Source organism: Streptomyces sp. UG1 (genome assembly GCF_049974585.1).
Taxonomy (GTDB): domain Bacteria; phylum Actinomycetota; class Actinomycetes; order Streptomycetales; family Streptomycetaceae; genus Streptomyces.
The window spans coordinates 87,376-106,003 of the sequence record NZ_JBNGGG010000043.1 but is presented as its reverse complement, the minus strand read 5'-3'; the positions used below and the strand labels follow the sequence as shown (position 1 = coordinate 106,003).

Genomic DNA, 18,628 nt, shown 5'->3' with positions numbered 1-18,628 from the left:
CGCAGGTACGGACCGGTGACGGTCACCGCACGGCGACCCCGCCGTGCGGGTGGCGCCGCGGTGCCCGAAGTCCTGGCGAATCGTTGGTCGAATGGGTTGGCCAGAGCTTGCCCACTGCCTACCATCGATCACCGCAAGACTTTGTGCACCGTCGCACAAGCTCTCCAAACGGGAGGTCTCCTTGCACCGCCGCCGCCGTACCGCGCTCCTTCTGTCCGCCGCGATCGTCGCGGCACCCCTGCTCACCGCCTGCGGAAGCGACGCGCACCCCGGTGCGGCGGCCGTCGTCGGCGGCCAGCGGATCACCGTCGCGCAGTTGGAGAACAGGGTGAGCGAGGTACGCGCGGCCCAGCGCGCGGCCGTGCCCGACGAGGCAACGTACGAGCAGGTCATCGCCAAGTCCGGCAGCCTTCCGCGCGACGTGCTGCACAACCTGGTCCTCGACGAGGTGCTGCACAAGGCCGCCCAGGACGCGGGCGTCACCGTCACCCGCAAGGAGCTCCAGAAGATGCGCGGCGACCTGGAGGGCCAGGTCGGCGGCGCCAAGGCCCTGGAGACCGCCTGGCTCCAGCAGTACGGCGTCCCGCCGCAGCGCCTCGACGAGAACCTCCGCCTCCGGCTCGAGGCCCAGAAGCTCGCCGCGGCCCTCGGCACCGACACCGGCAAGCCCGCCTTCTGGGACGCCATGTCCGCGGCGTCCAAGAAGCTCGGCATCGAGCTCAACCCGCGCTACGGCACCTGGGACGTCCAGAAGAGCAGCCGGGCGGACGCGAAGACGCCGTGGGTGCGTGAGGTGACGGCGGAAAGCATGCAGCAGACGATGTGACGGGCCGGGCGGGCGCACCCGCCCCAGCCCCCGTCCCCGTCCTCTGTGGACAACCCCGAGGCGGCCGCCAGGCCTGTGGATAACTCAGGGGGTCGTCGGTCGCTTGGGTTACGTTCGGATCGTGAACGCAACCAGTCCCGAAGCCGCCGCCCCCGGCCGCATCATCCTGCTCACCACCAGCCACCGCGTCGCCCCCGGCCTGCTGTCCTGGCCCGCATGGCAGGCGCTGCACTCCGCCGACCGCGTGCTGTGCGCGGACGGAGCCCATCCGCAGCTTCCATATCTGCGCGAGGCCGGGACAACAGTCGACGAGGCGGCCCCGACCGCCCAGGAACTGATCGACGCCTGCGCCGGCGGCCGCACGGTCGTGGTCGTGGCGACCGGCGAGGGCGAGCCCGCGCTCACCGACGGCCTCGCCCGCCTGGCGGGCACCGGCCGCATCCCCATGCCGGACCTGGAGCTGCTCCCCGCCTCCTACGACCTGCCCGGCGCCCGCCTCCTCGACCTCGTGCAGGTCATGGACCGCATCCGCGCCGAATGCCCCTGGTCCTCCCAGCAGACCCACAAGGGACTGGCGAAGTACGGCATCGAGGAGGCCTACGAACTCGTCGAGGCGATCGAGGACGGCGACCGCGACGAACTGCGCGAGGAACTGGGCGACGTCCTCCTCCAGGTCGTCTTCCACTCCCGCATAGCCGAGGAGGACCCGGAAGCCCCCTTCTCCATCGACGACGTGGCCGGCGGCATCGTCACCAAGCTCATCCACCGCCACCCCCATGTCTTCGGCGACGAGACGGCGGCGACGCCGGAGGAGGTCAAGGAGCACTGGCTGCGTACGAAGGCGGTGGAGAAGCGGCGGGAGTCGGTGACGGAGGGCATCCCGCTCGGCCAGCCGGGCCTCGCCCTCGCGGCGAAGCTGGCGTCCCGCGTCCGCACGGCGGGCCTGGAGGTACCCCTGCCGAAGGGCGAGGGCCTCGGCTACGAGCTGCTCGCGATGGCCGTCCGCGCGGAGGCGGCCGGGGTCGACCCGGAGGCGGCGCTGCGGGTCGCGGCACGGGCGTACCGGGATGCGATACGGGCGGCCGAGGGGCTCGACACCTGAGCAGGCCGGGTGAAGGCCGCTGCGATTCGGCGCGTCCCGGTGGGCGCGGGGCTGCGTGGGACATGCGGATCCGCCGCGTGGGCGCGACCGGCCACGATGGCGCCGCAGTCTGATCGACGGCCCATCGCGGCTATTCCAGCGGAGCGCCTGGCCCCGGCTCGGTGCCCACGACCGCGCCCACCGTCCGACACCGCCCGCCCGCTACCGTCAAGGAGTGACCAACCAGCCCCACCCCCCGACCTCCCACCCCCCGACGCCTCACCCCCCGACCCCCCTCCCCGCAGCCCCCGACCTCTTCACCTGGGAGTTCGCCACCAACCCCTACCCCGCCTACGCCTGGCTGCGCGAGCACGCCCCGGTGCACCGGACGCGGCTGCCCAGCGGGGTGGAGGCCTGGCTGGTCACCCGGTACGCCGACGCCAAGCAGACCCTCGCCGACAACCGGCTCTCCAAGAACCCGGCCCACCACGACGAGCCCGCGCACGCCAAGGGCAAGACCGGTATCCCGGGGGAGCGCAAGGCCGAGCTGATGACGCATCTGCTCAATATCGATCCGCCGGACCACACCAGGCTCCGCCGGCTCGTCTCCAAGGCCTTCACGCCCCGCAGGGTCGCCGAGTTCGCCCCGCGGGTGCGGGAGCTGACCGACCGGCTCATCGACGGGTTCGCGCAGCAGGGGAGCGCGGACCTGATCCATGAGTTCGCCTTCCCGCTCCCCATCTACGCCATCTGCGACCTGCTCGGCGTCCCCCGCGAGGACCAGGACGACTTCCGGGACTGGGCGGGCATGATGATCCGGCACCAGGGCGGCCCGCGGGGCGGCGTCGCGCGGTCGGTGAAGAAGATGCGCGGGTATCTGGCCGACCTCATCCACCGCAAGCGCGAGGCCCTCCCCGACACCCCTCACCCCGGCGAGGACCTCATCTCCGGCCTCATCCGCGCCTCCGACCACGGTGAGCACCTCACCGAGAACGAGGCCGCGGCCATGGCCTTCATCCTGCTGTTCGCCGGTTTCGAGACCACGGTCAACCTGATCGGCAACGGCACCTACGCCCTGCTCACCCACCCCGAGCAGCGCACCCGGCTGCAGACCTCCCTCGCCGCCCACGACACCGCCCTCCTCGAGACCGGCGTGGAGGAACTCCTGCGCTACGACGGCCCCGTGGAGCTGGCCACCTGGCGGTTCGCCACCGAACGGCTCACCATCGGCGGGCAGGACATCGCACCCGGCGACCCGGTGCTCGTCGTCCTGGCCGCCGCCGACCGTGACCCGGAGCGATTCGCCGACCCGGACGTCCTCGACCTCGGCCGCCGCGACAACCAGCACCTCGGTTACGGCCACGGCATCCACTACTGCCTGGGCGCCCCGCTCGCCCGCCTGGAGGGCCAGACCGCCCTCGCCTCGCTCCTGACCCGGCTGCCGGATCTGCAACTCGCGGTGGACCCGGCCGAGTTGCGCTGGCGTGGCGGGCTCATCATGCGCGGGCTGCGTACGCTTCCGGTGGAGTTCACCCCAGTTGGATGAGTACGTCCGCCTCGGCGAACATGACGCGCGCTCATGTCTGTGATCTTCACGTGATCTGCGCGGCATTAACTTGTGACAAGTGATCGTCTGCCTATACGTTCACGGATCAACGACGGCGCCCAGGTTTCACGCGCCGCGGTCACAACTGTCTCGTGAAAGGTCCCCGCATGCTCTCCGGGAACGGTCGTCACCGTCGCCCCCGTCAGGCTCCGGCTCTTCTCGTCGCGGCCGGAGTGACCGGGTCCGCGATCGCCATTCCGCTGCTCGGTGCCACGGGCGCGAGCGCCGCCGAAGGCACCGTGTGGGACAAGGTGGCCGAGTGTGAGAGCGGCGGCTCCTGGAGTGCCGACAACGGCGACGGGCAGTACGGCGGGCTCCAGTTGACCCAGGAGGACTGGGAGAAGTACGGCGGCCTCGACTACGCCACCAGTCCCAATCTGGCCAGCCGCTCCCAGCAGATAGCCGTGGCCCAGGAGATCCTCGCGGACCAGGGCACCGCTCCTTGGGGTACCTGTGCGGTGCTCAACGGGCTCACCGAGAAGTCCGGAGCGATCGACCTCGACACCGGTGTGGCGGAGGACTCGCCTTCTGAGGTGTCCGGATCCTCCGGCTTGCTCGATTCATCCAGGTCGTCCGACTCATCAGACTCTTCGGATTCATCCGGTTCCGGTTCCGATTCCGGTTCCGATTCATCGAGTGAATCCGACTCCTCCGGTATCTCGACCCCGTCCGGCAGCCCCTCGAACTCGCCGAGCGGCACGCCTGACGATTCGTCCGAATCATCCGAGAATTCCGCATCTTCTCCGTCTCAGGGTGACAAGTCTCCGAATCCCGACAAGTCGCCCGACTCGACACCTTCTCAGTCGCCGGACAGCTCTCCCGTGGAGACGGCCGAAGACGACAATCAGGACACCCCGGGGCAGGACGCGGGCTCCTGGGGCCTCGTCGACACCGGGGCGGTCGACGCCGCGACGGCCGGCTCCGGGCGCCATCGCGGGCCCAGTGCCGACGAGAGCGCGGCCGACGACGCGGCCACCAAGTCCTCCGGCCGCCACGCCTCGTACCAAGTCCGCCCGGGCGACACTCTCGCCTCGATCGCCGACTCCCTTGACCTCGACGGCGGATGGCGCGCGCTGTACAAGGCGAACAAGAGCGCCATCGGGTCCGACGCGAACCACATCTTCCCCGGTCAGACCCTGGACGTCCCCGCCGAATAGCGGCCGAACGGGGCGAAAAACAGCGACAGTTGGCGTCATGTTTCGTGGCTAATGTCTGTTTTGAAAGCAGTGAGAGATAGATCTCAGAAGCCCTGATCGTCTTTGTAATTCCGCGAATCGAGTGTCTACGGTCGTGATCGCTCGCCACCAGTGCGAGCCCCGACAGCCGTCACGCCGAATCCTGCCGGCGGCCGTACGGGAACAGTCGTCGCGTCAAGCGCCGTAGGCAGGAGCGGGGGACCCAAGGTTTGCGCCGGGTCCGGCAGTTGAGGCCCTTCGGGGCCCGCGGCCGGAACCGGCTCGGGGTGAAGTCGCGCACCGGACACCAGCGGTGCGCGGCCGGGCAACTCAACCGGCCCGAACCCGACAGCTCACCTCGCAGGCGTCGGTGAGGGGATCTCTCCATGCTGTTCTCCAGCAAGGGCAAGCACCGCCGTCCGTCCAAGGCCGCTCGCGTCATCGCCGTCGTCGGCGTCACCGGTGCCGCCGCCGTCGCCGCCCCGCTGATGGCGGCCGGCAGCGCCTCCGCCGCCACCGCGTCCGAGTGGGACGCCGTCGCCCAGTGCGAGTCCGGCGGCAACTGGTCGATCAACACCGGCAACGGCTACTACGGCGGCCTGCAGTTCTCCGCCTCCACCTGGGCCGCGTACGGCGGCACGGCGTACGCCTCCACCGCCGACCAGGCCACCAAGGCCCAGCAGATCCAGATAGCCGAGAAGGTCCTCGCCGGCCAGGGCAAGGGCGCCTGGCCGCACTGCGGCACCGGCCTGTCCGGCGCCGCCTACAGCGGCTCCTCGGAGAGCGGCTCCTCGCAGAGTCAGAGCACGGAGCGCTCCAGCGAGCAGCAGTCGGCCTCCCGCTCCACGGACCGCCCGGCCGCCAAGAAGAGCACCAAGACCGTCACCACCCCGACCGGCAAGAAGGTCAAGAAGGGCGACGGCGAGTACAAGGTCGTCAAGGGCGACACCCTCAGCTCGATCGCCGAGAAGCACGGCGTCAAGGGCGGCTGGGAGAAGCTCTTCGAGCTGAACAAGGACGTCGTCGAGGACGCGGACCTGATCTACCCGGGTCAGCAGCTGCACCTGAAGTAAATGCGCGGCCGACAGGTGAACCACAGCGCCTTCACATCCGTGGACCTCATAGTGAAGGCCTCGTGAGGGTCGCCCCCGTCCCCACGAACTCCCCGCCTCGGTGCGTCTTCCCCCGTACGCACCGGGGCGGGGCTTTTTGTGGCCGGTGCGCCTCCACCTTTGTTCCGTTCGGAAACAATTTACTCTCGGTTCTGTCCACGGGGCGGTCGACCACTGGTCTGACGCCCGGAGCCGGTTAGGCTCGTCTCGCAGTACGCACCGCGCACTGCGTACCCGCGTCACATCCCAAGAAGGAGATGCTCGTGCCGTCCATCGACGTCGTCGTAGCCCGGGAAATCCTGGACTCCCGAGGCAATCCCACGGTCGAGGTCGAGGTCGGCCTCGACGACGGCAGCACGGGTCGTGCCGCCGTTCCGTCCGGCGCCTCGACGGGCGCCTTCGAGGCCATCGAGCTCCGCGACGGTGACCCCAACCGCTACCAGGGCAAGGGCGTCGAGAAGGCCGTCCTCGCCGTCATCGAGCAGATCGGCCCGGAGCTGGTCGGCTACGACGCCACCGAGCAGCGCCTGATCGACCAGGCGATGTTCGACCTGGACGCCACCGACAACAAGGGCTCCCTCGGCGCCAACGCCATCCTCGGCGTCTCCCTCGCCGTCGCCCACGCCGCCTCCGAGGCGTCGGACCTGCCGCTGTTCCGCTACCTCGGTGGCCCGAACGCGCACCTGCTCCCCGTCCCGATGATGAACATCCTGAACGGCGGCTCGCACGCCGACTCCAACGTGGACATCCAGGAGTTCATGATCGCCCCGATCGGCGCGGAGTCCTTCTCCGAGGCGCTGCGCTGGGGCGCCGAGGTCTACCACACCCTCAAGAAGGTGCTGAAGACCAAGGGCCTGTCCACCGGCCTCGGCGACGAGGGCGGCTTCGCCCCGAACCTGGAGTCCAACCGCGCCGCCCTCGACCTCATCCTCGAGGCCATCAAGGAGGCCGGCTACACCCCCGGCGAGCAGATCGCCCTGGCGCTCGACGTCGCCGCGTCCGAGTTCTACAAGGACGGCTCCTACGTCTTCGAGGGCAAGGAGCGCTCCGCCGCCGAGATGACCGAGTACTACGCCGAGCTCGTCGAGGCGTACCCGCTCGTCTCCATCGAGGACCCGCTGTTCGAGGACGACTGGGACGGCTGGAAGATCATCACGGACAAGCTCGGCGACAAGGTCCAGATCGTCGGCGACGACCTGTTCGTCACCAACCCGGAGCGCCTGGCCCGCGGCATCGAGGACGGCGCCGCCAACGCCCTGCTCGTCAAGGTCAACCAGATCGGCTCGCTGACCGAGACCCTGGACGCCGTCGAGATGGCCCAGCGCAACGGCTTCAAGTGCATGATGTCCCACCGCTCCGGCGAGACCGAGGACGTCACCATCGCCGACCTCGCCGTCGCCGTGAACTGCGGCCAGATCAAGACCGGCGCCCCGGCCCGCTCGGACCGCGTCGCCAAGTACAACCAGCTGCTGCGCATCGAGGAGATCCTCGACGACGCGGCGGTGTACGCCGGCCGTAGCGCGTTTCCGCGGTTTCGCTCTGCGAGCCAGTAAGCACGGCAAGGGCTGACCCTTCCCGGGTTAAGGCTTAGCCAGTCGTACGTACGTCCCCGTACTCGGTCCCGTACCGTGTGCGGGGACGTACGCACGTGAAAGGGGAGGCGGAGAGCCGATGGCCGTCAAGGACCGGGACCGTTTCTCCACCGCGACCAGGATCCGGCTGCTCGGCGAGCAGACGGCGGCCCGTGTCTACCGCTCCCAGACCAAGCGGCAGGCCCGGCGCTCCAGGCTCACCGGGCGCGCCGCACTGCTCGCGCTGGTGGTCTGCTCCCTCGTCGTGGCGCTGGCCTACCCGATAAGGCAGTACGTCTCCCAGCGCGCCGAGATCGCCGACATGCAGCGGGAGCGGGAGGAGGCCGCCGAGCGCGTCGAGCAACTGCGCGACCTCAAGGCACGCTGGCAGGACGACGCGTACGCCGAGCAGCGGATCCGGCAGCGGCTGCACTATGTCAAGCCCGGGGAGACCGGGTTCATCGTGGTCGACCCGGACGCGGCCAAGAAGTCGCGGACCGACCGGAGCCAGGCGGACCGGCCCTGGTACGCGAACATCTGGGACGGGGTCGACAAGGCCGACGCCGCCGGCCGGTGAGAACCGAACGAACAGAACAATAGAACGAACAGAACGATAGAAAGACAGGCATGCATACGCCCCCGCCGCCCACCCCGCGCACCGAGCCCACCGACGCGGACGTCGAGGCATTCAAGCAGCAGCTCGGCCGTCCCCCGCGCGGGCTGCGGGCCATCGCGCACCGGTGCCCGTGCGGGCAGCCGGACGTGGTCGAGACGGCGCCCCGGCTGCCCGACGGCACGCCCTTTCCGACGCTGTACTACCTGACGTGCCCCAGGGCTTCGTCGGCGATCGGGACGCTGGAGGCGAACGGGGTGATGAAGGAGATGACGGCGCGGCTGGAGAGTGATCCGGAGCTGGCCGCGGCGTATCGCTCCGCGCATGAGGACTACATTCGGCGGCGGGACGAGATCGAGGAGCTGACCGGGTTTCCGAGTGCGGGGGGCATGCCGGATCGGGTGAAGTGCCTGCATGTGCTGGTGGCGCACTCGTTGGCCGCCGGGCCGGGGGTGAATCCGCTCGGGGACGAGGCGATCGCGATGCTGCCGGAGTGGTGGCTGAAGGGGCCTTGTGTGGTTGCGGCCGAATGAGGCTCGCCCCCGCCGCCCCTACCCGTCCCATCCCGGGGGCTGCGCCCCCGGACCCCCCTGTCGGCCCTGAACGGGCCTCGTCCTCAAACGCCGGACGGGCTGGTGCAGCCGACCGGCAGCCAAAACTTCGGACATCCAAAACTTCGGACATCTAAAACTTCGGAAAGGTCCACCATGACCCGCGTCGCCGCCATCGACTGCGGTACGAACTCCATCCGGCTCCTCGTCGCCGACGTCGACCCTGCCACGGGCGAACTCGTCGATCTGGACCGGCGTATGACCATCGTGCGGCTCGGCCAGGGCGTCGACCGTACGGGGCGGCTCGCCCCTCAGGCGCTGGAGCGGACCTTCGCCGCGTGCCGTGACTACGCGGCGATCATCAAGGAGCACGGCGCCGAACGGCTGCGCTTCGTCGCGACGTCCGCCTCCCGGGACGCCGAGAACCGGGACGACTTCGTGCGCGGCGTCATGGAGATCCTGGGGGTCGAGCCCGAGGTGATCACCGGGGACCAGGAGGCCGAGTTCTCCTTCACGGGGGCCACCAAGGAGCTGACGGGGCGTGCGGATCTGCACCGCCCCTACCTCGTCGTGGACATCGGCGGCGGGTCGACGGAGTTCGTCGTCGGCGAGGAGCATGTGCGGGCGGCGCGCTCCATGGACGTCGGGTGTGTGCGGATGACCGAGCGGCATCTCGTGCGGGACGGCGCGGTGTCCGACCCGCCCTCCGAGGAGCAGATCGCGGCCATACGGGGCGACATCGAGGCCGCCCTCGATCTCGCCGAGGAGACGGTGCCGTTGCGCGAGGCCAGGACGCTGGTGGGACTCGCCGGTTCGGTCACCACGGTGTCGGCGATCGCCCAGGACCTGCCGGAGTACGACTCGACGCGCATCCACCACTCCCGGGTCGGCCTCGACCGGGTCCGCGAGATCACCGACCGGCTGCTGCACTCCACCCACGCCGAGCGTGCGGCCGTGCCCTCGATGCACCCGGGGCGGGTCGACGTCATCGGGGCCGGCGCGCTGGTGCTGCTCGCCATCATGGAACGGATCGGCGCCGAGGAGGTCGTGGTCAGCGAGCACGACATCCTCGACGGCATCGCCTTCAAGGTGGCGGAGGAGGCGGAGGCGGCCAAGCGCGGCGGCCACTGAATCCGCCCTGAGTCCGCCCAGTGATACGGAACGGCCCCGGGTCCTCCATCGAGGACCTGGGGCCGTCGTGCAGCCCGTGCGGGCCGGCCGTCAGTTGCAGAGGAGGACGAGGAGGCCGCTGCACCCTCCGTCGTGATGCCCGTGCCCGTGCCCGTGGCCATGGCCGTGTCCGTGGCCGTGGTCGCCGTAGCTCGGACTCGCCTTGGCGGCGACGGGGTGGGCGGGTGCAGCCGCGGCGGACGCGGCCGTGGCCGCACCCGTCGCCAGAGCGATGCCGAGGGCAACGCCGACCGAGACTATTCGCTTGGTGGCCCGCTTGGGGGCCTTCTGTGAGGTGATCATGGCTGCACGTTATGTGCCCTTCCGATCAATTTCGCGCGGAGTGTGGCTACTGGGTGACGGTGACTCAGACCGCTGCCGCGAGGTGGTTCGCGTCTCGTTTTGCTACTTGCCGGTAGCCATCGGCTGAGCGGCACGGTTAGCGTATGAGCGCCCCTTGGGGCCGCCTCTGAGGTGCCCGCCGGAGAAAGTTCGTGAAGTTCTTCACAAGGAAATCGGCCCTGTAGGAGCACTGATCGGTGCCGGTTGACCCTTCCGAGGGGTGAACGGCCCCTTGAACATGTTCAGATGGTCGGTGTATGAGGGCTGCGGAAGGCTCTCGGCGGAGGGTGTTCCGCTCCGCTCACAGGGGGTCCGCGGAGCCAGAGAGGCAGCTCACGCGGCATTGACAACGGGTCGAGGCGTGCGCAGGTTCCCAGACGTGACCATGAGCTGCGTCACGCGGGCCGGGGAGTGTAGCACAGGGCATGGAAGAGCTTGTGAAGGGGCGCACGAGCGACCCCCCTGAGGCGGGTGGATACTCGATGGCATGAGCACCACGGAGCGTCCCAGGATCCTCGTAGTAGGCGGTGGGTACGTAGGCCTGTACGCAGCTCGGCGCATCCTCAAGAAGATGCGCTACGGAGAGGCGACCGTCACGGTCGTCGACCCCCGGTCGTACATGACCTACCAGCCCTTCCTCCCCGAAACCGCCGCCGGCAGCATCTCCCCGCGCCACGTCGTCGTCCCGCTGCGACGCGTGCTGCCCAAGGCGGAGGTCCTCACCGGCCGGGTCACCACCATCGACCAGGACCGCAAGGTCGCCTCGATCGCACCGCTGGTCGGCGAGGCGTACGAGCTGCCCTTCGACTACCTGGTGATCGCGCTCGGCGCGGTCTCCCGCACCTTCCCGATCCCCGGCCTCGCCGAGCAGGGCATCGGCATGAAGGGCATCGAGGAGGCCATCGGCCTGCGCAACCACGTCCTCGAGCAGCTCGACAAGGCCGACTCCACCACCGACGAGGAGATCCGCCGCAAGGCGCTCACCTTCGTCTTCATCGGCGGCGGCTTCGCCGGTGCGGAGACCATCGGTGAGGTCGAGGACATGGCCCGCGACGCGGCCAAGTACTACACCAACGTCTCGCGCGAGGACATGCGGTTCATCCTCGTCGACGCCGCCGACAAGATCCTGCCCGAGGTCGGCCCGAAGCTCGGCCAGTACGGCAAGGAGCACCTGGAGGCCCGCGGGGTCGAGGTCTACCTCTCCACCTCCATGGACTCCTGCGTCGACGGCCACGTCGTGCTCAAGAACGGGCTCGAGGTCGACTCCAACACCATCGTGTGGACGGCCGGCGTCAAGCCCAACCCCGCCCTCGGCCGCTACGGCCTGCCGCTCGGCCCCCGCGGTCACGTCGACTGCGAGCCCACGCTCCAGGTCAAGGGCACCGACTACATCTGGGCCGCCGGCGACAACGCCCAGGTCCCGGACCTCGTCGGCCGCAAGGCGGGCAACGAGAACGCCTGGTGCCCGCCGAACGCCCAGCACGCGCTGCGTCAGGCCCGCGTCCTCGGCGACAACGTGATCTCCGGCATGCGGGGCTTCCCGCAGAAGGACTACTCGCACGCCAACAAGGGCGCGGTGGCCGGTCTCGGCCTGCACAAGGGCGTGGCGATGATCGTCATGGGCAAGATGAAGATCAAGCTCAAGGGCCGCCTCGCCTGGTACATGCACCGTGGCTACCACGGCATGGCGATGCCGACCTGGAACCGCAAGATCCGCGTCTTCGCCGACTGGACGCTCGGCATGTTCCTCAAGCGCGAGGTCGTGGCGCTCGGCGCGCTGGAGACTCCGCGCGAGGAGTTCTACGAGGCGGCGAAGCCCGTGCCTGCGGCGCCCAAGCCGGAGAAGACCAAGGCCAAGGCCTCCTGACGGCGCCCGTCGCCCGATCGACCGAAGGACCTTCCGCCATCCGTGGTGCGGGAGGTCCTTCGGCGTTCCCGGCGGGCTGTGCCCTCCAGCTTTTTGCCTGGCTGTAACGCGCATGGGGGACTGCGCACAAGCCCCACAGGTGTTTACGTGGTGTTGGACTTTCCGGGTTCACCTGTCACGGAGGTGTGCGCCATGGCCGACGCCGCGCTGCGGCTGAAGACCCTCGTCGAGCAGTTGCTGGGAGTACCGCTCCCGGTGCGCATCCGCGCCTGGGACGGTTCGCAGGCGGGTCCGCCGGACGCGCCCGCCCTCGTCGTACGCAACCGCCGCGCCGTACGGCGGCTGCTGTGGAAGCCTGGCGAACTGGGGCTGGCACGCGCCTGGGTCGCCGGGGACCTCGACATCGAGGGAGACCTCTACACCGCCCTCGATCTGATGGCCGGGCTGGTGTGGGAGCGGGGTGAGGACGCCCGGAGCCTGGCTCAGGCGCTCCGGGACCCCGAGGTGCGTGCCGCCGTGCGCGGCCTGGTCAAGATGGGCGGACTGCCGCTGCCGCCCGCGCCGCCCCCCGAGGAGGTGCGCCGGCACGGCCACCTGCACACCAAGCGCACCGACAGACGCGCCATCAGCCACCACTACGACGTCGGCAACGACTTCTACGAGATCGTCCTCGGCCCGTCCATGGTGTACTCCTGCGCCTACTGGTCGGCCCCGCCCCCGGAGGGCACCCTCGAGGCCGCCCAGCGCGACAAGCTCGACCTCATCTGCCGCAAGCTCGACCTGAGGCCCGGTCAGCGGCTGCTCGACGTCGGCTGCGGCTGGGGCTCCATGGCCGTGCACGCCGCCCGCGAGTACGGCGTGAGCGTCGTCGGCGTCACCCTCTCCCAGGAGCAGGCGGCGTACGCCCGCAAGCGCGTCGCCGACGAGGGGCTCACCGACAAGGTGGAGATCCGCGTCCAGGACTACCGGGACGTCGACGACGGGCCGTACGACGCCATCTCCTCCATCGGCATGGCCGAACACGTCGGCGCCGAGCGGTACCTGGAGTACGCCGACGTACTGCACCGGCTGCTCAAGCCCGGCGGGCGGCTGCTCAACCACCAGATCGGGCGGCGGCCGCAGCGCGACGAATCGACGTACAGCGTCGACGAGTTCATCGACGCCTACGTCTTCCCCGACGGCGAGCTCCAGCCCGTCGGCGTCACCGTCACCCAGCTCGAACGCGCCGGGTTCGAGGTGCGCGACGTCGAGTCGATCCGGGAGCACTACGCGCTGACCCTGCGCCGCTGGGTCGCCAACCTGGAGGCCGACTGGGCCCGCGCCGTCCAGCTCACCGGCGCCGGCCGGGCCCGCGTCTGGCGGCTGTACATGGCCGCCTCCGCGGTGTCCTTCGAGCGCAACCGCATCGGGGTCAACCAGGTGCTGGCGGTGCGCACGCCCGACTCCGGCGACTCGGGGCTGCCGCTGCGCTCCCGCACCTGGGGCTGAGACGCCAAGGGCCCCGCTCCCTCCGGGGAGCGGGGCCCTTGTGCTCGTACGGCTTCGCAGGGCTTCGTACGGCTATTCCGCCTTGATCGCGTTCAGCATGTTCAGCTTCGCGGCGTTGCGGGCCGGCCACAGTGCGGCCAGGACGCCCACCAGGGCGGCCAGCACCAGGAAGATCCCGATCCGGTCCCAGGGGATCACCAGCGCATAGCCCGGGATCTCGTTCGCGATGGTCTCGCCGATCGCCCAGCCGAGGAACGCGCCGAGACCGATGCCGATCACCGCGCCGAACACCGAGATGACCACGGCCTCCAGCCGGACCATCCGCTTCACCCGGCGCCGGTCGAGACCGATCGCCCGCAGCATGCCGATCTCCTGCTGCCGCTCGAAGACCGACATCGCGAGGGTGTTGACGACACCCAGCACCGCGATGATCAGGGCCATCGCCAGCAGGCCGTACATGATGTTCAGCATGGTGTTGATGGCGCCGCCGAACTCGTTGCGGATGTCCTGCTTGTCCATGACCGTGATCGCGGGGTTGTCGCCCAGCGCGTCGATGAGGACCTTCTCGTTCGCCGCGGTCTGGCCGCCGTCCGTCTTCACGAAGATCTGCCGGATGGACGGCTTCGTCTCGTGCTCGTCGACGATCTTCTTGTCGACGAGGACGGGGGAGAGGAACTCACTGTCCTTGTAGACGGCGCCGACCGTCAGCGTGGCCTTCTTCTCGTCGGCGAAGGTGACGGAGATGCTGTCGCCCGGCTTCCAGCCCTTGCTCTTGGCGGTCTTCTCCGCGACCGCGATCCGGCCCTTCGCGAGCGAGCCGACGTCGCCGTTGACGACGTCCACGTTCAGGACCCGCTCGATGTCGCCCGGCGTGACCGCCGAAGCGGACACGAAGTCGTCGCCGACCTCGAAGTAGGCGTCCTGCTGCGGGGACACCGCGGACACGCCCTTGGCCTTCCCCAGCGCCGTCAGCGCGGACTGGTCGAGGTCGCCGCCGTTCGCCATCGAGACCATGTAGTCGGCCTTGATGTTGTCCGTGGTCATCTTGTCGATGGCCGTGCCGACCGTGATACCGAGCACCGACAGGCCGGTCACCAGCGTCAGCCCGATGGCCAGCGCGGAGGCGGTGGCTCCGGTGCGGCGCGGATTGCGGACCGCGTTCTGGCCGGCCAGCTTGCCGGCCACCCCGAACGGGCCGACCAGCAGCGGACGGACGAGCGCGATCACGGGCCGGGACAGCAGCGGGATCAGGATGATCACACCGATCAGCGCGAGGAACGCGCCCCCCGCGATGTACATCCGGCCGCTCTTGCCGCCGGACGAGGCACCCAGCACGATCGCGGCCGAGCCGAGGGCGGTGATGGCCGCGCCGATGGAGTTGCGCACCACCAGCGACTTGGTGGTCGCCACCGCGTGGACGCTGCTCATGGCCGCCACCGGCGGGATCTTCGCGGCCCGCCGGCCGGGCAGCCAGGCGGCGAAGGTCGTGATCAGCACACCGACGCCGAGCGCGGCGAGCACCGGCGTGGCGGACACGATCAGCGGGCCGTCCGGCATCTTCATCTCGAACGCGGCCATTGAGGACCGCAGACCGACCGCGAGACCGACGCCGAGCACGAAGCCGATCGCCGAGGCGACCAGGCCCACCACCGCGGCCTCGGCGAGCACCGAGCGGGTGATCTGCTTGCGCGACGCGCCGACGGCGCGCATCAGGGCGATCTCCTTCGTGCGCTGGGCGACCAGCATCGTGAAGGTGTTGGAGATCAGGAAGATCCCGACGAACAGCGCGATGCCCGCGAAGCCGAGCAGGACCTGCTTGAGCGAGCCCATGCCCTCTTCGATCTGATTGGCCTGCTCGTCCGCGAGCGCCTGGCCGGTCCGGGCCTCGGCCGTGTCCGGCAGCAGCGGCTCGACCGCGTCCAGGATCTTCGCGTCGGACGCGCCGGGGGCGGCGGTGACGGTGACGCTCTCGAAGCGGCCCGGCTCGAGGTACTGCTTCTGGGCGACCGCGGTGTCGAAGAGGACGAGGCTGCCGCCGGCGTTGACGGCGCCGTCCTCGGTGGTGAACACACCGCTGAGGGTGTACTCCTTCACCGGCCCGTTGGTCGCGACCCGCACCCGGTCGCCGACCTGGTACTCGCCCTTGGTCGCGGACTCCTTGTCCAGGGCGATCTGATCGTCCTTCAGCGGGCCCGAGCCGTCGGTGAACGTGTAGGCGGGGTCCTTGCCGTCCTTGCCGGGGGCGAAGTTGGAGCCCTTGTTGGACCAGCCGACGCCGATCAGCTTCCCGTCGGGGTCGGCGACCCCGGCGAAGCCCTCGACGCGGCCGTACACGCCGGCGACGCCGTCCACGGCGGAGATCTTGTCGAGGGTCTTGCCGGAGAGGCCGTGCTCTCCCTCGGGGGTGTCCGAGCCGGCGTACGAGGTGATGGCGACCGCGACGTCGTCGTAGCTCTTCGCCGACTGGTTGCGGAAGGCGTTGGAGAGGGTGTCGGCGAAGACCAGAGTGCCGGAGACGAACGCGACGCCGAGCATCACGGCGAGCACGGTCATCAACAGCCGGGCTTTGTGCGCGAGTACGTTGCGCAGGGCGGTGCGGAACATCAGGAGGTGCGGCCCTTCGCGTCGAACTGCTTCATGAAGTCCAGGACGTTGTCCGCGGTCGGCCGGTACATCTCGTCCACGATCCGGCCGTCGGCGAGGAACACCACCCGGTCCGCGTACGCCGCCGCCACCGGGTCGTGGGTGACCATCACCACCGTCTGCCCCAACTCCCGTACGGAGTTGCGCAGGAAGCCCAGCACCTCGGCGCCCGAGCGCGAGTCGAGGTTTCCGGTGGGCTCGTCGCCGAAGATGATCTCGGGCCTGGAGGCCAGTGCCCGGGCCACGGCGACGCGCTGCTGCTGGCCGCCGGAGAGCTGCGCGGGGCGGTGGCTCAGGCGGTCGGCCAGGCCCACCATCCGGATGACCGAATCCACCCACTGCTTGTCCGGCTTACGGCCCGCGATGTCCATCGGCAGGGTGATGTTCTCCAGCGCGGTCAGCGTGGGCAGCAGGTTGAACGCCTGGAAGATGAAGCCGATCTTGTCGCGGCGCAGTTTGGTGAGCTGCTTGTCCTTCAGGGAGCCCAGTTCGGTGTCGCCGATGCGTACCGAGCCGGAGGAGAAGGTGTCGAGACCGGCCACGCAGTGCATCAGCGTGGACTTGCCGGAGCCGGACGGGCCCATGATCGCGGTGAACTCGGCCTGCCGGAAGTCGACGGAGACCCGGTCCAGGGCGACCACCTGGGTCTCGCCCTGTCCGTAGACCTTCGACAGATCCGTGGCACGCGCGGCCACGGTGGTGGCCCGGGCGGCAGTGGGTGCGGTGGTCACGAGAAGAACGCTCCTGAGGGACGGTGGTGTGTTCGAAGGACGCATCCATCGTCCCGGCCAGGAACCGCCGTGTAGTCAGTCGCTGTTCCGGTTCCGAAGGCAGACTGCGGATGGACCGGGGGCGGCTGTGTCATACCTGAGGATGACGGGGACCCCTGACACCTGTTCGGATCGGGAACAGGTGGAGCGTCCTTGTTTGGACGGTGAAATTCCGTCATTCCGCATGCGCCGCCGACCGCCGCACGTAAGGCTATTGGCAAGTGCGGATGGCGTGTTCCGTGGGCTGATGCACCCTCAGACATCAATAAAATAAGACAACATCGGCCCTCCCGCCCGCTGTTCGGGGGAGGCGTCCCGATAGGCTCGGAACCTCGATGCGGAGCCCATGGCCTGCCCAGATGGTGGAATGCAGACACGGCGAGCTTAAACCTCGCTGCCCCTTCGCGGGCGTGCCGGTTCAAGTCCGGCTCTGGGCACTTCCGACACCCTTCTCTCCCTTCAAGAGTTGACCGCGGTTCAAGAGTTCCCGCGCAACCGTTGACAGCGGGCGCGTGCGGTCGGAGACTCGCGTCAGGAAATGGTGAATGAAATTTCACCATGCGAACAAAGTGAAGGGAAGCGACCGATGCGCACCACCGTCGGCATCATCGGAGCGGGCCCGGCCGGCCTCCTCCTCGCCCGGCTGCTCCACAACGCCGGCATCGAATCGGTCGTCCTGGAGAGCCGCGACCGCGCCTACGTCGAGCACCGCCAGCGCGCCGGAATCCTGGAGCAGGGCACGGTGGACGTGCTGCGCGCGGCCGGCGCCGGGGAGCGGATGGACCGCGAGGGCCTGCCCCACGACGGCATAGAGCTGCGCTACGACCGCAAGCGCCACCGCGTCGACTTCCCCGCCCTCACCGGCGGCCGGTCGGTGATGGTCTACGCCCAGACCGAGGTCTGCAAGGACCTCATCGCCCTCCAGCTCAAGGACGGCGGCCCGCTGCTGTTCGAGGCGGAGGCGCTGGCCGTGGAGGGCGCGGACACCGACAGCCCGCGCGTGCGCTTCCGGCACGAGGGCGTCGAGGACGTCCTGCATTGCGACTACGTCGTCGGCTGCGACGGCTTCTGGGGTGTGTCCCGGGGGGCGATACCCGCCGAGCTGACCCGCGTCTTCGAACGGGCGTACCCCTTCGGCTGGCTCGGCATCCTCGCCGACGTCGCCCCCTCCCACGACGAACTGGTCTACGCCCGCCACGACCGCGGCTTCGCCCTGCTGTCCATGCGCTCCCCGTCCGTCTCCCGCCTCTACCTCCAGGTGCCCGAGGGCACGGACGCCGAGGAGTGGAGCGACGACGAGATCTGGGCTGAGCTGGAGCGCCGCTTCGAGACGGACGACGACTGGAAGCTGGAGCGCGGCCCCATCACCCAGAAGAACGTCACCCCCATGCGGTCGTACGTCCACGAGCCCATGCGCCACGGCCGGCTCTTCCTGGCCGGTGACGCGGCGCACATCGTGCCGCCGACGGGGGCGAAGGGGCTGAATCTGGCCATCGGTGACGTCGTCACCTTCGCGCGTGCGCTGACCCATGAGAGGGAGACGGGCTCGGCGGAACTCCTCGACGCCTACTCCGAGACCTGTCTGCGCCGCGTCTGGCAGGCCGAGCGATTCTCGTACGACATGACGACCCTGCTGCACCGGGCCCCCGATGCCACGCCCTTCGAGGACCGGCTCCAGCGGGCGCGGCTGGAGCGGATCGCGGGATCGAGGGCGGCGGAGACGGATCTCGCCGAGGGGTACACCGGGTTTCCGTTCGGGTGATCTCCGCCAGGTTCCGGCCACGTCGCAGGTTGGTCATGAATGACCCCCTTC

Annotated in this window: 15 protein-coding genes, 1 tRNA gene and 1 riboswitch; of the genes, 13 read left to right on the top strand and 3 right to left on the bottom strand. The window is 69.5% G+C overall.

The genetic code is table 11. The features are described from left to right. The first annotated feature begins 181 nt into the window (after positions 1-181). The 9 genes from ACP4J3_RS38840 to ACP4J3_RS38800 all read left to right on the top strand — a co-directional run bounded on the left by ACP4J3_RS38840 (position 182) and on the right by ACP4J3_RS38800 (position 9,666). A complete protein-coding gene (locus ACP4J3_RS38840) occupies positions 182-826 on the top strand; it encodes a SurA N-terminal domain-containing protein (RefSeq protein ID WP_426541043.1) in 645 nt (214 codons plus the stop codon). A gap of 121 nt (positions 827-947) precedes the next feature. Beyond that, a complete protein-coding gene (locus tag ACP4J3_RS38835) occupies positions 948-1,928 on the top strand; it encodes a nucleoside triphosphate pyrophosphohydrolase (protein ID WP_426541042.1) in 981 nt (326 codons plus the stop codon). Between the two features lie 214 nt (positions 1,929-2,142). Further along, a complete protein-coding gene (locus ACP4J3_RS38830) occupies positions 2,143-3,453 on the top strand; it encodes a cytochrome P450 family protein (RefSeq protein ID WP_426541041.1) in 1,311 nt (436 codons plus the stop codon). A 167-nt stretch (positions 3,454-3,620) separates the two neighbouring features. Beyond that, positions 3,621-4,670 (top strand): transglycosylase family protein, encoded by a 1,050-nt coding sequence (locus ACP4J3_RS38825; RefSeq protein WP_426541040.1) that lies wholly within the window; start codon positions 3,621-3,623, stop codon positions 4,668-4,670. A gap of 208 nt (positions 4,671-4,878) precedes the next feature. Continuing rightward, positions 4,879-5,070: riboswitch (cyclic di-AMP (ydaO/yuaA leader) on the top strand. A gap of 4 nt (positions 5,071-5,074) precedes the next feature. Then, complete coding sequence (locus tag ACP4J3_RS38820) at positions 5,075-5,761, top strand: transglycosylase family protein (protein ID WP_426541039.1); 687 nt, start codon at positions 5,075-5,077, stop codon at positions 5,759-5,761. A gap of 296 nt (positions 5,762-6,057) precedes the next feature. Then, on the top strand, positions 6,058-7,353 hold the full coding sequence (eno, locus tag ACP4J3_RS38815) for a phosphopyruvate hydratase (protein WP_426541038.1): 1,296 nt from the start codon (positions 6,058-6,060) through the stop codon (positions 7,351-7,353). A gap of 118 nt (positions 7,354-7,471) precedes the next feature. Then, positions 7,472-7,948, top strand: coding sequence for an FtsB family cell division protein (locus ACP4J3_RS38810; protein ID WP_426541037.1), 477 nt, complete (start codon positions 7,472-7,474; stop codon positions 7,946-7,948). A 50-nt stretch (positions 7,949-7,998) separates the two neighbouring features. Next, positions 7,999-8,517, top strand: coding sequence for a DUF501 domain-containing protein (locus ACP4J3_RS38805; protein ID WP_426541036.1), 519 nt, complete (start codon positions 7,999-8,001; stop codon positions 8,515-8,517). Positions 8,518-8,691: 174 nt separating this feature from the next. Continuing rightward, a complete protein-coding gene (locus ACP4J3_RS38800; RefSeq protein WP_426541035.1) occupies positions 8,692-9,666 on the top strand; it encodes an exopolyphosphatase in 975 nt (324 codons plus the stop codon). Between the two features lie 90 nt (positions 9,667-9,756). Here the strand turns inward: ACP4J3_RS38800 and ACP4J3_RS38795 are convergent, their stop codons facing one another. Beyond that, a complete protein-coding gene (locus ACP4J3_RS38795) occupies positions 9,757-10,008 on the bottom strand; it encodes a hypothetical protein (protein ID WP_426541034.1) in 252 nt (83 codons plus the stop codon). Between the two features lie 526 nt (positions 10,009-10,534). On the opposite strand from ACP4J3_RS38795, the gene ACP4J3_RS38790 reads away from it, so the two are divergent. Together ACP4J3_RS38790 and ACP4J3_RS38785 are read left to right on the top strand one after the other, a co-directional pair. After that, on the top strand, positions 10,535-11,914 hold the full coding sequence (locus ACP4J3_RS38790; protein ID WP_426541033.1) for an NAD(P)/FAD-dependent oxidoreductase: 1,380 nt from the start codon (positions 10,535-10,537) through the stop codon (positions 11,912-11,914). Between the two features lie 192 nt (positions 11,915-12,106). Beyond that, on the top strand, positions 12,107-13,402 hold the full coding sequence (locus ACP4J3_RS38785; protein ID WP_426541032.1) for a class I SAM-dependent methyltransferase: 1,296 nt from the start codon (positions 12,107-12,109) through the stop codon (positions 13,400-13,402). A gap of 72 nt (positions 13,403-13,474) precedes the next feature. On the opposite strand, the gene ACP4J3_RS38780 is transcribed toward ACP4J3_RS38785, so the two are convergent. Together ACP4J3_RS38780 and ACP4J3_RS38775 are read right to left on the bottom strand one after the other, a co-directional pair. Further along, entirely contained in the window at positions 13,475-16,006 is a 2,532-nt protein-coding gene (locus ACP4J3_RS38780; protein WP_426541031.1) for an ABC transporter permease, read from the bottom strand. Further along, the gene (locus tag ACP4J3_RS38775) at positions 16,006-16,776 is read right to left on the bottom strand and encodes an ABC transporter ATP-binding protein (RefSeq protein WP_426541030.1); all 771 of its coding nucleotides are present in this window, start codon (positions 16,774-16,776) and stop codon (positions 16,006-16,008) included. Before ACP4J3_RS38775 ends, ACP4J3_RS38780 begins: the two co-directional genes overlap by 1 nt. A 392-nt stretch (positions 16,777-17,168) precedes the next feature. Between ACP4J3_RS38775 and ACP4J3_RS38770 the strand changes: the two genes are divergently transcribed. After that, positions 17,169-17,252 (top strand) — tRNA-Leu (locus tag ACP4J3_RS38770). Positions 17,253-17,401: 149 nt separating this feature from the next. Beyond that, positions 17,402-18,577 (top strand): 4-hydroxybenzoate 3-monooxygenase, encoded by a 1,176-nt coding sequence (locus ACP4J3_RS38765; RefSeq protein WP_426541029.1) that lies wholly within the window; start codon positions 17,402-17,404, stop codon positions 18,575-18,577. Positions 18,578-18,628 lie beyond the last annotated feature (51 nt).

Excerpts from the sequence above, each read along its gene's own strand:
- ACP4J3_RS38825 (WP_426541040.1), top strand. The coding sequence starts at position 3,621 with ATGCTCTCCGGGAACGGTCGTCACCGTCGCCCCCGTCAGGCTCCGGCT.
- ACP4J3_RS38820 (WP_426541039.1), top strand. The coding sequence starts at position 5,075 with ATGCTGTTCTCCAGCAAGGGCAAGCACCGCCGTCCGTCCAAGGCCGCT.
- eno (WP_426541038.1), top strand. The coding sequence starts at position 6,058 with ATGCTCGTGCCGTCCATCGACGTCGTCGTAGCCCGGGAAATCCTGGAC.
- ACP4J3_RS38810 (WP_426541037.1), top strand. The coding sequence starts at position 7,472 with ATGGCCGTCAAGGACCGGGACCGTTTCTCCACCGCGACCAGGATCCGG.
- ACP4J3_RS38805 (WP_426541036.1), top strand. The coding sequence starts at position 7,999 with ATGCATACGCCCCCGCCGCCCACCCCGCGCACCGAGCCCACCGACGCG.
- ACP4J3_RS38800 (WP_426541035.1), top strand. The coding sequence starts at position 8,692 with ATGACCCGCGTCGCCGCCATCGACTGCGGTACGAACTCCATCCGGCTC.
- ACP4J3_RS38795 (WP_426541034.1), bottom strand. The coding sequence starts at position 10,008 with ATGATCACCTCACAGAAGGCCCCCAAGCGGGCCACCAAGCGAATAGTC.
- ACP4J3_RS38790 (WP_426541033.1), top strand. The coding sequence starts at position 10,535 with ATGAGCACCACGGAGCGTCCCAGGATCCTCGTAGTAGGCGGTGGGTAC.
- ACP4J3_RS38785 (WP_426541032.1), top strand. The coding sequence starts at position 12,107 with ATGGCCGACGCCGCGCTGCGGCTGAAGACCCTCGTCGAGCAGTTGCTG.
- ACP4J3_RS38780 (WP_426541031.1), bottom strand. The coding sequence starts at position 16,006 with ATGTTCCGCACCGCCCTGCGCAACGTACTCGCGCACAAAGCCCGGCTG.
- ACP4J3_RS38765 (WP_426541029.1), top strand. The coding sequence starts at position 17,402 with ATGCGCACCACCGTCGGCATCATCGGAGCGGGCCCGGCCGGCCTCCTC.